This is a genomic window from Pseudomonas sp. BP6, from assembly GCF_017875935.1.
GTDB lineage: Bacteria > Pseudomonadota > Gammaproteobacteria > Pseudomonadales > Pseudomonadaceae > Aquipseudomonas > Aquipseudomonas putida_Y.
In genome coordinates, this window is sequence record NZ_JAGINI010000001.1 from 2,017,706 (window position 1) to 2,031,474 (window position 13,769).

Here is a 13,769-nt window from a genome sequence, read left to right on the forward strand (position 1 = left end):
CTCACAGGCCTTCGAAGAATTGTTCGACCCGCTGGCTTTGCAGCGCGGCCAGGGTCGGCGGGTTCCAGCGGGGCTGCTTGTCCTTGTCGATGATCAGGGCACGCACGCCTTCGATGATGTCGCCGTGCTGGAACCACTGGCGGTCCAGGTGCAGTTCCATGGCAAAGCAGTCGTCAATGCCCAGCTCGCGCCCTCGGCGCAGCATCTCCAGCGTAACCGCCATGGCCAGAGGCGAGCGTGTTTCCAGCTGATCGGCGGTGGCCACCGCCCAGGCGTGGCTGTCGCCAAGGCTCACCGCACGCAGTTGCTCGACGATGGCTGGCAGGTCGGGCAGGGCGAAGAAGTGGTCGATGGCCGGGCGCAACTTTTCCAGTGGCGCATCATCCAGTACCTGGGTACCGAGCCTGGCCAGCAGGTTTTGCAGGTCCTTGAGCGGGTGGTCGCTGAAGTCGAGCTGGTCGAGGCCCTGGTCGAAGGCGGCGAGCTGGTCGCTGGCCAGGTACCAGTCGGCCAGGCCGCAATACAAGGCGTCGGCCGCCTGGATCTGGGCACCGCTGACACCCAGGTAGATGCCCAGCTCGCCGGGGATGCGCGAGAGGAAGTAACTACCGCCTACGTCCGGGAAGTAGCCGATGCCGACCTCGGGCATGCCCAGCCGGCTGCGCTCGGTGACCACGCGCAGGTCGCAGCCCTGGGCCAGGCCCATGCCGCCACCGAGGGTGAAGCCGTCCATCACCACCAGTATTGGCTTGCGGTAGCGGTGGATGACCAGGTCGAGGGCGTACTCTTCGACGAAAAAGGTTTCATGCAGCGTGTCGCCGGCCTTGAAGCTGTCGTACAACGAGCGGATGTCGCCACCGGCACAGAACCCCTTGGGGCCTTCGCCGCGCAGGACCACGGCGTGCACGTGCGGGTTGTCGGCCCACTGATCCAGGTGCTGACGCAGGCTGCGCACCATGTCCAGGGTCAGGGCATTGAGACCGGCCGGGCGGTTCAGGGTCAGGTGGCCGATCTGGTTGCGGACCTCGGCCAGTACGTGGTCGGTTGCTGCCGGGGTATGAGCGTGCGCAGTCATTGCGTTCTCCCTGCTTTGTTATTGATTTTCCAAGTGAAGTCTGGAGTTCGCTGGAGGATCGCTGGATCCTGGCATGCGAATTTGCCTTGTACAATCGACAATTGTGCAAGGGTACCGTGCGTTTTTACCTTGTGCGAGGCCAGCGCGCGCCTGGGGCGTAGCCTTTACCCTCACGGGATTTCGCCCCCCGATTCGGGGGAACCCGCTGGGGGATCCTCCCCAACCTGATTCGGTTGACATCGCAAGTTGCTGACGGATATGAAATTTTTCTTCTGGCACACACCTTGCTCCAGCTCCCCACAGAGATCCTGTGTCCCGGAGGTGCAGCATGTCGACGCCGCTCAAAGGCCCCATCGTGTCATCACTCGTACTGGCCTTGCTTGGCTGGGAAGCAACCAGCGAGGCGGCTGTGCAGTGCCAGCGCACTCTGGTCGCCAACGTGGTGGCACTGGATCAGCCACTGATGTTCAACCGCCTAGGCGCGCAGAACGCCAACGGCATGATGTTTGCCCTGCGCGAGGATGTGGTGGACGACAAGCTCGTCCCGCTGAGCATGGGCGGGGCCGCCGTGCCGGGCAAGGTCACCCTGCGCCCGGACAAGCGCCCGCGGCCTATTGTGCTGCGCGTGGCGGCCGGTGACTGCCTCACGGTCAACCTGAGCAACCTGCTGGCCTACCAGGCCAACCCCAACAAGCATGGCATCGAGGCCGAAGAGCCCGAGGGTGAGGAAGAGGGGCCGGAGGTTGAAAACGAAGGCGGCGAAGGCTTTGTCGCCGACGAGCAGGTGGCCGAGCGCATGGTCGGCTTCCAGGTCAACGGCATGCAGGCGGTGAACAGCATTGCCGATATTTCCGCCTATACCGGGCGCAACGGCAACTTCTTCGTCAGCCCCGGCAGCACCCGCAGCTACACCTTGTATGCCGAGCGCGAAGGCGCCTTTGCCGCCACCAGCAAAGCCGCTACATTCGGCGGCGAGGGCACGGCGGGCAACGTTTCCAATGGCCTGTTCGGCCAGGTGGTAGTGGTGCCCAAACTGGGCCGTACCTACCGCAATACCCTCACTGAAGAAGAAATGCGCCTGGCCACCACCGGTCGAACCGCCACCGGCCAGCCCGTGATCGACTACGAAGCCCGTTATCCGCAGGTCGAGCCGTGGATCGCCGAAGGCAAGGCCGGCAAGCCGATCATTGCCATGGTCAACGGCAACGAGATCATCAGCAGCGAGACCGATGCCATCGTCATGGGGCCCAACCCCGACGGCAGCTTCCCCAGCTCTACTTACCCGCTGGAAAGCACGGGCAAACGCAACCCGGCGCTGCCCAACCGACTGGAGGCGTTCCGTGATTTCGCCTCGCAGTTCGCCGACGAGGTTGCCGGTACCCAAGCCTTCCCTGGCTATTGGGCCGACCCGGTGATGGGCCATGTGCTGGAGCCTACGCGCGATTCGTTCATGATCAATTACGGTTCTGGTGGCATGGGCGCCGAAGTGGTGGCCAACCGCTTGGGGGTGGGCCCGATGCACGATTGCCTGTCGTGCGCCTATGAAGAGTTCTTCCTCAGCGCCCACACGGTTGGCGATATCGGCACCCTGGTGGATGTACCGGCAAACGTCGGCCTGGAACACATCCGCCCGGGCGAAGTGCCGCCGGCCAGTGCCGTCGGGGTCAAGGCCAGCATGGCCCTTTACCCCTCAGAGCCTGCCAACGTGCACCACAGCTATATCGGTGACTTCACCAAGTTCCGCAACACCCACAACGGGCACGAGCAGCACATCTTCCACTTGCACGGCCACCAGTGGCTGTTCAACCCCAATGACGACAACTCCGACTACATCGATGCCCAAGGCATCGGCGCTGGCGTCGGCTACACCTACGAAATCGCCAACGGTGGATCGGGCAACCGCAACCGTGTTGCCGGTGATGCCATTTACCACTGTCACTTCTACCCGCACTTCGCCCAGGGCATGTGGGCCATGTGGCGGGTACATGACGTGTTCGAAGAAGGCACGCGCCTGGAGGTAAGCGGGCAGGGCGAGAATGGCTTCCACAGTACCCCGTTCGCCCTGCGCAGCGGTAAGCCGGCCGTTGGCGCCCGGGCCCTGCCCGATGGCGAGATCATTGCCGGTACGCCTATTCCGGCCATCGTGCCGTTGCCCGGCAAGGCAATGGCGCCCATGCCCGGCAAAGTCGTGGTCGTGCCCAAGCTCTCCGAGGCGTTGGTTGCCGCCAACGATGATGACCACGAAGACGAGGATGATGACGACTACGCCAGTGAGGCGCCCGTGCGCAAGGCCGTGGGCTCGCTGGCGCTGGTCGACCGCACCGAGGCCAACCGCAACGCCGACGGCACGTTGAAAAACCCAGGCTACCCGTTCTGGATCGGCGGTATGGAAAGCAGCGTCGGCAATCGCCCGCCAACCCCGCCCCTGGACATGCTCGACCCGGCCCTGGCCCGGCAACTGAAAGACAGCGGTAAAGCCCTGTGGGCCAACCTGGATGCGAACCAGGTCGATGGCTGGGACGGCGGCCTTGGCCGCCATGCACTGGACGGTGTGTCCGCCGGTGGTGTAGCGGATACCACCACCACCAAACTGGACTTCACCAAGGTCGTGCACAAGGCCAAGCCCATCTACCTGCCTGAAGAGGGCACCGATGTCGAGCAGGCAGCCATGCAGTTCCACGCCATGGGTGAACACCCCAGCTATGCACTGATCCCCGGTAACCAGCCAGTGGCCAAGGCGTTCCGCACCAACGGCGCCTTGCCGACTGCGGGTGCGCCGTACTACGAGCCCTGCATGGATGACCGTGGAAAACGCCTGACGCAGTCCTCCGGGGTCGGTGAGTTCAACAGTGGAGAGAGCCTGACGGGTGTGAACTTCCGTGGCGCCTCGGCCTTCACTGCCGACCGCCCACGCATCTACAAAGGGGCCAATATCCAGTTCGACGCGGTGTACAACAAAGTGGGCTACCACTTCCCGCAGGCACGCATCATCGCCCTGTGGGAGGACGCCTGGCCGGTCATTACCAAGCAGCGCCCGCCAGAGCCGCTGGTGATGCGCATGAACACCTTCGACTGCGCGATGTACCAGCACACCAACCTGATCCCGAACATCTATGAGATGGACGATTACCAGGTGCGCACCCCGACCGACGTGATCGGCCAGCACATCCACCTGCCCAAATGGGACCTGACCGCCGCCGACGGCTCGGCCAACGGCTGGAACTACGAAGACGGCATTCTTTCGCCCGGTAGCGTGGTCGAGCGTGTGCATGCCATTCGCACTTATAACGGTTGCACCGAAGGGGATAGCCGCGATGGCACCGCTGCCTGCCCGAAAGCCAGGCAGCACCCGTACTTCGGCCGCTTTGGCCGCGCCGACTGGCTGGGCGCACGTACAGCCATGCAGCGCTGGTTCGCCGACCCGCTGGTGAACGTGCATAACGTCGACCGTGGCCTGGGCACCATCTTCACCCATGACCACCTTGGCCCATCGACCCACCAGCAAGTGGGCCTGTATGCCACCGTGCTGGCCGAACCGGCCGGCTCCACCTGGTACCACGCCGAAACCGGCGAGCAGCTGTACAACCCGGCCACGCGCCAGGACGGCGGCCCGACCTCGTGGCAGGCGGTGATCCAGACCGGCGACCACGATGGCGACGGCAAGAACGACAGCTACCGCGAGTTCTTCCTGGAGTACAGCGACTTCCAGCATGCCTATGAAGCCGGCGTGTACGTTGGTGCCGGGCCGGACGGCATTCCCAATGCCCAGTCGTACCCGGCCACCGCCGACAGCTTCCGCTACGCCATCAACCCGCCCGTGCGTGGCAAGGCGTCGAGCCTGCTTGAGGCCATCGTCGAGGAACGTGGTGGGATCAACCCTGGCTGCCCAAGCCGGCCATGCCCGCAGGCGATCTCGGTGGATGACCCGGGGATGTTCGTCGTCAACTACCGTAACGAGCCCCTGGCCCTGCGCGTGTATGACCCGAACAAGGTTGGCCCGGACGGCAAGCGTGGCATGCAGGCCGACGGCCTGGCCGGCGACCTCAGCTATGCCCTGCAAACCCGTACCGACCGCGCTATCCCGGCGATGAACCTGTCGCCATCGGCGATCACCTCAGCGGTCGGCCCCACCGGCGGCACCACGCTGTTCCCGCCACATATCAACACGGCTGGCGCCGAGCCGGGCGACCCGTTCACCCCGTTGCTGCGTACCTACTCCGGTGACAACGTGCGCCTGCGCATGCACGCCGGAGGCCACGAAGAGGAGCACAACGTCACCCTGCACGGCGTGAAATGGCTGCAGAATGGCTCTGGCTTTGGCAACAGCTCCAACTCGGGCTGGAAATCGTCGCAAATGATCGGCATCTCCGAGCAGTTGGGCTTCATGGCGCCGGTGTCGATGATCTCCAGTTCGGCAGCCACCAACGGCGACTACCTGTACTCGCTGGACGCCGCCCTGGAAGGCTACTGGAACGGTATCTGGGGCATCATGCGCAACTACACCGCGCAGCGTGCCGACCTGTTCCCGCTGCCCAACAACCCGCAGCCGGTGGCCATGCGCAACACCGTGAACTTCAACGGCATCTGCCCGAAAACCACGGCCAACCCCAACGGCATCGGCACCCGCACCACGGTCAAGCGCAACTACGAGATCGTCGCGGCGCTGGCCAACGACATCCTCGAAAACCGTAACGGCGTCAGCATCAATGACCCGGCGGGCATCGGCCAGCATGTCGGAGGCGCGCTCAAGGCCGACGGTGGCACCCTGGTGTTCAATAGCCGCAAAACCGCCATCCCGCTGGTCAGTGGGGTAGACCCTGAAGATGGGGCGACCTTCACCATCGGTGGTCACAGTGCGCCGCTGCATGACCCGACCGCGATCCTGTACGTGCGCAAGGCTGACCTCGATGCCACCACCGGCAAGCTCAAGCCGGGTGTTCCGGTAGAGCCCCTGGTACTGCGCGCCAATGCCGGCGACTGCATCAGCATCACCCTGGAGAACCGCTTGCCACTGGTGATGCCAGACCTGTCGAGCACTGCAGTGATGCACAACGTGGTCAAGCGTGACCGCTTCGACAGCGAAGGCTCCACCGCGTTTGCCAACAACCTGATGCGGCCGTCCAGCCACGTGGGCCTGCATGCGCAGCTGCTGGCCTACGACATCACCAAGTCCGACGGTGCCAACGTTGGCCTGAACCCGGTGCAGACCGTGCCACCGCGTGCCGGCACCAGCGGCGCTTACCCTACCAAGGAGTACCAGTACTACGCCGGCCACCTGGAGCGTGAAGGCAAACCGGTGTCGCAACTGGGCCGCACAGTGGACAACATCAAGACCACGCCTATCGAGTTCGGTGGCCTCAACCTGACCCCGTCAGACTTCATCAAACAGCCGCAGAAAGGTCTGGTGGGTGCCATGAGCATCCTGCCGCAAACCGCCACCTGGACCGAGGATACTGCGACCCGTACCCAGGCCACGGTGAAGGTCAGTGGCCAGCCGGACTACCGCGACTTCGTCACGGTGTGGCAGCGCGCACTGAACATGCGCTGGGCCGACGGTCGTCCGGTAGAAGGTATCAATGTTGAAGGCAACGGCGCTGCCGGTGACCCGCAAGACAACGGCAACATGGCTGTCAACTACAAGACCGAACCGTTGTGGCTGCGCTTCGGCATGGCGCCCGACTCGCCATTCGGCCGCGCCAATGGCCTGGGCTTTGGTGATGTACCCAACGCCCACATGGCCTACGCCAACGCCCTGGTCGGTGGCGACCCGCAAACCCCGGTGCTGTACGCCAAGCCAGGGCAACCGGTGCGCAACCATATCGTGATGCCCAGTGGTGGCAGCCGCGGCATGGTCTACCAACTGGACGGGCACGTATGGCCGCTGCACAACTACCAGGCCGAGAAGAGCGATGCGGACGGTTACCCGATGAGCATGCCTGGTATCGGTTCGGTGCGCTTTGGCTACAACCCGATGGCCATGTACATCGGCGCGCAGGAAAGCGTACTGCCAGCGGCGCACTTCAGCTTCATGCTGCCGAGTGCCGGCGGTGCCAACGCGGTGGCGGGTGACTACCTGTTCCGCGACTACGCCGCCTACGGCAACCTTTCGGGGCTGTGGGGGATCTTGCGGGTGACCAACGAAGCGCCGCCGGCAACGGCCCCGGCGCAGTGACGGAAGGGGAACGCGAGCATGAACAAAAAGACTCGCCCTGCTTACCTGGGGGTAGTGTTGGGGGTGGCGCTGATCGGCCTGGGCGTGGCGTACGAAAAGCTATGGTGCGACCCGCGCGAGCTGTTGCAGGAACGGGCCAATCCGCAGGCCTTGCATCGGCTCAGCCGGGACGGCGTAACCGTGGAGTTCGAGGCCCGGCCATTGGCCGGAGGGGAACTGAAGGAGGGCGATTTCGCCAACATCCGCTTCAAGCTCAGCGACCAGACCAGTGGTCAACCGCTGTCGGGCATGGCCCCGGGGGCCTGGATCGACCCTGTGCAGTCGGCCCCGGCGGGGGACCGCGAGCAGAGCTGCAAGGCGCGGGTTGCGCTGTTTCTCAAGAGCAGCATCGGGGCCCGGCCGCTGCTCGACCTGAACAGCTACTTCTTGCTGATGTTGAACAATGACGCCAGCCTCACCGTGATCGACCCGACGGTGTCGGTGGGGGGCGTGACCAGCACCATGGCCCGCATCGAGCTGCCAGGCCGGCCCATGGACTGGGCGGCCATCAGCGATGACAAGCAGGTTTTCGTGTCGATACCAGAGCGGGGCAAGGTTTCGGTGATCGATACCGAGACCTTCACCCGCGTGGCCGACCTGGATGCCGGTGACCAGCCGCTGCGCGTGGCCCTGCAACCGGACCAGCTTCGGCTGTGGGTCGGCAACAACAGCAGCGACCCGGCCAAAGGCGGGGTAACAGTGATCGACGTGCCGGGGCGCAGCGTCCTGAAACACTTCAACACCGGTACCGGGCACCACGAAATCGCCTTCAGCGCCGACTCGCGCTATGCCTACGTCAGCAATCGCGACAGCGGTACCCTGAGCGTCATCGACATCCCGGAAATGCGCCTGGCCAAGACCATCAAGGTGGGCCCGCACCCGCTGTCGGTCAGCTATTCGGCGCTGTCCCAGGCCGTGTACGTGGTCGATGGCGAGGAGGGCAGCGTAAGGGTGTTCGATGCCCGCAGCCACCAGTTGCGCCACACGGTCCAGGCCGAGCAGGGCCTGGGTCCGATGCGCTTCAGTCAGGATGGCCGCTACGGCATCGTGCTCAATACTCTGGAGAACCAGGCCCTGGTCATAGACGCCAGTACCGACAAGCTGATCCACCACGTTCCGGTGGCGGCCGAACCGTACCAGCTGACGTTCACCAAAGGCTATGCCTACGTGCGGGGCCTGGCCTCACCGAGAGTGAGCATGATCAATCTGGCCAGCCTGGGAGAGGGGCGCTCGCCAATCGTGCAAAGCTTCGAGGCCGGCCCGGCAGCGCCGCGCCAGGCCGGTGACCTGCCACTGGCCCAAGGGCTGTCGGTATCGCGTGATGACAATTCGGTGTTCGTGGTCAACCCGGTGGACAACAACACCTACTTCTACACCGAAGGCATGAATGCGCCGATGTCCAGCTACAACAACCGCGGCCACCAGGCCCGCGCCGCCCTCGTCGTTGACCGCAGCCTGCGCGAAGTGGCACCTGGAGTGTATGGCTCGACGGTGAAGCTGCCCGCTGCCGGCAAGTTCGACGTTGCCTTCCTGCTCAACCAGCCGCAAATCATTCATTGCTTCAGCACCGAGGTGGCCGCAGGGGCCAATACCAGCGAACGCAAAGGCGCGCGTGCCGAGTTCATCGGCCTCGACCAGCCGCTGCCGCAGCACAGCGACTTCACCGCGCGAGTACGGATTGTCGGTGACGACGGGCAGCCGCGCCTGGGCCTGAACGACCTGAGCCTGCGCTACTTCCTGGCGCCATCGTCGATGCCGCGCAACCTGCAGCTGCAAGAGGTGGGTGAGGGGGTCTACCAGGCGGCGCTGAACTTGCCTGAGGCCGGTGCCTGGTACCTGCATGTGCAGTCGCCCTCGTTGGGGCGCAAGTTTGCCGAAGAAAACTACACCAGCCTGCGCGTCCTGCCGGCTGCTGCAACCAATGCTTCCCAGACTGACGTGAGGAATGTGCGATGAACGCCAAGCATGCTTGCACACTGTTGGCTTTGAGTCTGGCATTTGCCAGCAACCTGGTAATGGCCCACGCCGGTCACGACCATGACGGCCACGCCGGGCAACCGCCGGCGGCGCATCAGGAAAAGACCAGCGTGCGCTTTGCCGATGTTTCCCTGCTGAACCAGGACGGCATGCCGGTACGCCTGGAGAAAGACCTGGTGAATGACCATCTGGTGGTCATGGGCTTCATTTACACCAGTTGCACCACGGTATGCCCGGTGGTGTCGTCGATCATGGGCAAGGTCCAGCAGCAACTGGGCGGCCGGGTAGGCGAGGAGGTCCGCATGGTGTCGATCAGTGTTGACCCCCAGCGTGACGACGCCAAGCGCCTGCAAAATTATGCCAAGGCATTCCAGAAAGGACCGGGCTGGAGCTGGCTGACCGGTACCCCGTACGCCATCACCGAAACCCTGAAAGGGCTGGGCAGCTTCAACGCCGACCTTAGCCAGCACCCGCCGCTGATACTGGTGGGTGACGGGCGTAGCGGGCACTGGACGCGTTACTACGGCTTCACCGACCCGGCTGTATTGATCGAGGAGATCAACCGCCTCAGTGCCCGCCGGGTACATGCCAAGAGCACCGCCATCGCCGACCATCACGAGGTGCAACCATGAGCACTGCTACCGCCCACCGCGCTGGCATGCGTGCTTTCGACTGGCTGGTGCTGGGTGGCTGCCTGTGGATCCTCACGTCGGTGGCGTTCGCCCACGAAGGCCATTCGCCGCAACCCCCCGAGCCGCAGCCGGCACCGCAGGCGATGGCCAGTGGTGGCGGTACACGCGACGCCAAGACCTGGTTCACCGACACCGTGCTGAAGGACCAGAATGGCCGCGAGCTGCGCTTTTACAGTGACGTGCTCAAGGACAAGGTGGTGATGCTTAACGTGATCTTCACCCACTGCACCGATGCCTGCCCGCTGATTACCCGCAAGCTGCGCGAGGTGCGCGAGGCCATGGGGCCAGCGCTGGCCGGCCAGGTGACCTTCGTGTCGATCAGCAGTGACCCGCTGAACGACACCCCCGAGGTGCTGAAGGCGTTCGCCGCCAAGCAGGGGGTGGATGGGCCGAACTGGTTGTTCCTGACTGGCGACAAGGCCAACGTCGACCTGGTACTTGGCCGTATAGGGCAGTTCCTGCCGAGTCCCGAGCAGCATTCGACGCAGCTGATTGCCGGTGATGTTGCAGGTAAACGCTGGAGCAAGATTCGCCCGGATGCACCGCCAGTGGCCATTGCCCAGCGCATGCAGCTGCTGACCCAGCCGCTGGCCGGTCGGTGAGTATCATGGGCCGCCTGGGGAATTGGCGTCTGTGGCATCAGCTGTTGTGGGAGCGGCCTTGCGTCGCGAAAGTAGCGCGCAGCGCTCCCCTCTTTCTGCGCTTGAGCTACCACTGCCGGGGCTGCTGCGCAGCCCTTTCGCGACGCAAGGCCGCTCCCACAGGGCTAGCGATTTGGCTCACATGCGCGCTTGGCATGGCATCTTCGACCTCAGCCTTGGCCCTGAACCTGACCGACCACGAACAAGCCGGCAAACGCCTTTACCGCGAGGGCGTTTCCAGTAGCGATGCTCAATTGCAAGCCCGGGTGGGCGCCAGCGACATCACAGTCCCCGCCAGCGTGCTGCCCTGCGCCAGTTGCCACGGCAACGACGGCCGTGGCCGTGCCGAAGGCGGTGTGCGCCCCCCCGGCCTCGACTGGCAACGCCTGGCACTCGGCCAGGGCCTGCGCGAGGCCAACGGCCGTCGCTACCCAGCCTATACCGACAGCAGCCTGGCGCGGGCCATCCAGCAGGGCATTGACCCGGCTGGCAATCGCCTGGACCCGGCCATGCCACGCTTCGAACTGACCTTGGCCGACCAGCGCAACCTCACCGCCTATCTCAAACGCCTGGCCCAAGAACGCGACCCTGGTGTGGAGGAGGGCGTGCTGCGCCTTGGCACCCTGCTGCCCGCGAGCGGTCCGCTGGCCGAAGCCGGGCAGGTAGTGCGTGCCGTGCTGGAAGACGGCGTGGATCAACTCAATCAGCAAGGCGGCATTCACGGGCGGCGCCTGGAGCTGGTCGTACTAGACCCAGGTTCCGACCCGGTCAATGCCGAACGCGCCCTGCAACAGTTGCTCGAGCAAAAGCGGGTGTTCGCCCTGATCGCGCCATTGGCGCCCATGCTGGACCTGCGCCTGACGACCTTGTTGGCGCCACAGAACGTGCCGATGGTCGGCAGCACCCCACGCAGCGGCGGCAGCGAACAGATCTTCGACCCGCTACCTGGCTTGCCCGAGCAGTTGCTGAGCCTGGCGGAGCATGCCCGTGGAGCGCTGGGCCTGGCACCGGATGAGTTACGTGTAGTGTTTGCCGGTAACGAACACGCAGCCTTGGCCGAGCAGGTACGCGAGCGCTTACGACAGCAGGGCTGGGCGCCACCCGCTATCCTGGCTTTCGACGGCCAGGCCGTGGACGGGCAGGGTATCGTCTTTCTTGGCCGCGCCCAGGCCTTTGCCGAGTTGGCGGCGGCGTTACAGGAGGCCGGCCGCGAGCCCTACCTGTTCGCCGCCTCCAGTCAGGTAGCCGGCGCTGTGGCGCGATTGCCGGCGCAGTGGTCGCAGCGGCTGTTTCTGGCCTACCCCTACGTGCCTGAGGACTGGACCGAGCAAGGCCTGGCTGCGCTCGCCGGGATGCAGCAGCGCCAGGGCCTGGACCCGCGCCAGGCGTCGTTGCAGGTCAATACGCTGTGCGCGTTGCGCCTGCTGAGCGAAGCGCTGAAGCAGATTGGTCGTGATGCCAGCCGCGAGCAACTGATCGCTGCGCTCGAAGGCCTGCACGATGTGCCCACCGGCCTGACCCCGGCACTGGGCTTTGGCCCTGGTCGCCGCCAAGGCATGGCAGGTGCCCATGTGGTGGCGGTGGCCCTGCCCGGGCCGCGCTTTACTTCGGTCAGCCCCTACCGGCCAGTGCCGGTCAGCCCTTGAGCGGAGGTTGTCATGCGTATCCTGTGGTTGTGCCTGTTGCTGGTGCTGGCCAGGGCGAGCTGGGCCGATGTGCCGGCGGCGCGGGTCAATGGTGTCGAGATCGGGTTGATGCGACTGGAACGCTACTTCAGCGAGTATCTGGACGCCCAGGGGCGGGCGGTGACCAGCATCCGCAACCCAGGCCTGTACAAACGCCTGCGCGACCAAGTGTTGGACGAGCTGATCGACAAGGAGCTGTTGTGGCAGGAAGCGCAACGCCAAGGCATTGCTGTCAGCGATGAACAAGTGTCGGCGCAGGTTGGCGAGATCGAAGCGGCATTTGGCAGCCCGGCGCTATTCGAAAGGCGGCTGGCAGAGGCGGGCTTCGACAGGGCGCAGTACACTGAATACACCCGGCATGAGATGGCGGCACAGCAAGTGTACGCCCTGCTCAGCGCAGTCGACGCGCCGAGCCAGGGCGAAGTGGAGGCATTTTATGATGCCAATCAGGAGAGACTGCAAGGAGCGCAGAACCAAAGTGATAATCCATCGGTCATACGCGAGCAAGGCCTGGCCTTGGCCAGGGCAACGCTCATCGGTCAGCGGGAGGCGCAGGCGCGCCAATCCGTGCGCCAACGTTTGCGCGAGTCCGCTAAAGTGGAAATCGCCGACTGAGCCCGTTGATGGCGCTTGCCCCAATGCTGGGGAATTAAGGTTTGGCAATATGCCATCATTTTCCCCGCTTGTGGGGAACGGGTGCGGTGCGCCTGCTCAGCGTATGCCGGTTACTGGCCGGCACCCTAGTAAAATCAGTTGCTTACAGTGGTGCAACATGACTATTCACGCCTGGCACGAAGCCTGCTCAAGTCTTTACAAGGGCGTACTTCGCAGACCGGGGAACCGGGCAGTATTTGGGAGTCGACCTTGGTGAACAGAGTATTGGTAGTCGATGACGAACAGACTCTTGCGCAGAACCTGCAAGCGTATCTGCAGGCGCAAGGCCTGGAAGTTCATGTTGCCCACGACGGTGCCAGTGGTATCGAACAGGCTGAAAGCCTGGCACCGCAAGTAGTTGTGCTGGATTACCGCCTGCCCGACATGGAAGGTTTTCAGGTGCTGGAGGCTGTACGCAAGAACAGGCAATGCCACTTCGTGCTGATCACCGCCCACCCCACCGTCGAGGTGCGTGAGCGGGCCGCCGAACTCGGTGTGAGTCACGTCCTGTTCAAGCCGTTCCCACTGGTGGAGCTGGCGCGTGCGATCTTCGACCTACTGGGCATCGAGCGCCGGCGCAGGGCTACGGACAATCCGGCCGAAGGGTTCGTCGAACGACGCCAGAACAGGAACGAATCGTTCCCCCTGCAGTTGTACGATGGAAGCTGGGTGCTGGCCGACCGCCGCCGTAATGGCGCCAAGCCACCGGAGCCCGACGACGATCAACTGCTCACAGGGGAATAGCGGCGCCCGCACCCCTGGCCGAGCCAGCCTGCGACGCGCCCCTGAGCGGAGTCGCAGGCCATGCCAGAAGCATTCGATGCAACCCCGGAA

Annotated in this window: 8 protein-coding genes; 7 read left to right on the forward strand and 1 reads right to left on the reverse strand. The window is 64.3% G+C overall.

The annotated features are described in order from the left end of the window. Window position 1: 1 nt before the first annotated feature. The gene (locus J3A98_RS09265) at window positions 2-1,075 is read right to left on the reverse strand and encodes an enoyl-CoA hydratase/isomerase family protein (RefSeq protein ID WP_209965518.1); all 1,074 of its coding nucleotides are present in this window, start codon (window positions 1,073-1,075) and stop codon (window positions 2-4) included. A gap of 328 nt (window positions 1,076-1,403) precedes the next feature. Here J3A98_RS09265 and mnxG point away from each other — a divergent pair, with 328 nt between their 5' ends. From mnxG to J3A98_RS09300, 7 genes are all read left to right on the forward strand, one after another. Next, on the forward strand, window positions 1,404-7,247 hold the full coding sequence (gene mnxG, locus J3A98_RS09270) for a manganese-oxidizing multicopper oxidase MnxG (RefSeq protein ID WP_209965520.1): 5,844 nt from the start codon (window positions 1,404-1,406) through the stop codon (window positions 7,245-7,247). A gap of 18 nt (window positions 7,248-7,265) precedes the next feature. Then, on the forward strand, window positions 7,266-9,242 hold the full coding sequence (locus J3A98_RS09275) for a cytochrome D1 domain-containing protein (RefSeq protein WP_209965522.1): 1,977 nt from the start codon (window positions 7,266-7,268) through the stop codon (window positions 9,240-9,242). Then, window positions 9,239-9,895, forward strand: a complete 657-nt coding sequence (locus tag J3A98_RS09280; protein ID WP_209965525.1) for an SCO family protein — start codon at window positions 9,239-9,241, stop codon at window positions 9,893-9,895. Before J3A98_RS09275 ends, J3A98_RS09280 begins: the two co-directional genes overlap by 4 nt. Continuing rightward, complete coding sequence (locus tag J3A98_RS09285) at window positions 9,892-10,557, forward strand: SCO family protein (protein WP_209965526.1); 666 nt, start codon at window positions 9,892-9,894, stop codon at window positions 10,555-10,557. The genes J3A98_RS09280 and J3A98_RS09285 overlap by 4 nt, the downstream gene beginning before the upstream one ends. A gap of 194 nt (window positions 10,558-10,751) precedes the next feature. Beyond that, entirely contained in the window at window positions 10,752-12,242 is a 1,491-nt protein-coding gene (locus J3A98_RS09290; protein ID WP_245355177.1) for an ABC transporter substrate-binding protein, read from the forward strand. A gap of 12 nt (window positions 12,243-12,254) precedes the next feature. Then, window positions 12,255-12,896 carry a SurA N-terminal domain-containing protein gene (locus J3A98_RS09295; protein WP_209965531.1) on the forward strand — a complete coding sequence of 214 codons (642 nt, stop codon included), beginning with the start codon at window positions 12,255-12,257 and terminating at the stop codon, window positions 12,894-12,896. Window positions 12,897-13,145: 249 nt separating this feature from the next. After that, the gene (locus J3A98_RS09300) at window positions 13,146-13,679 is read left to right on the forward strand and encodes a response regulator (protein WP_176683360.1); all 534 of its coding nucleotides are present in this window, start codon (window positions 13,146-13,148) and stop codon (window positions 13,677-13,679) included. Window positions 13,680-13,769: the final 90 nt, after the last annotated feature.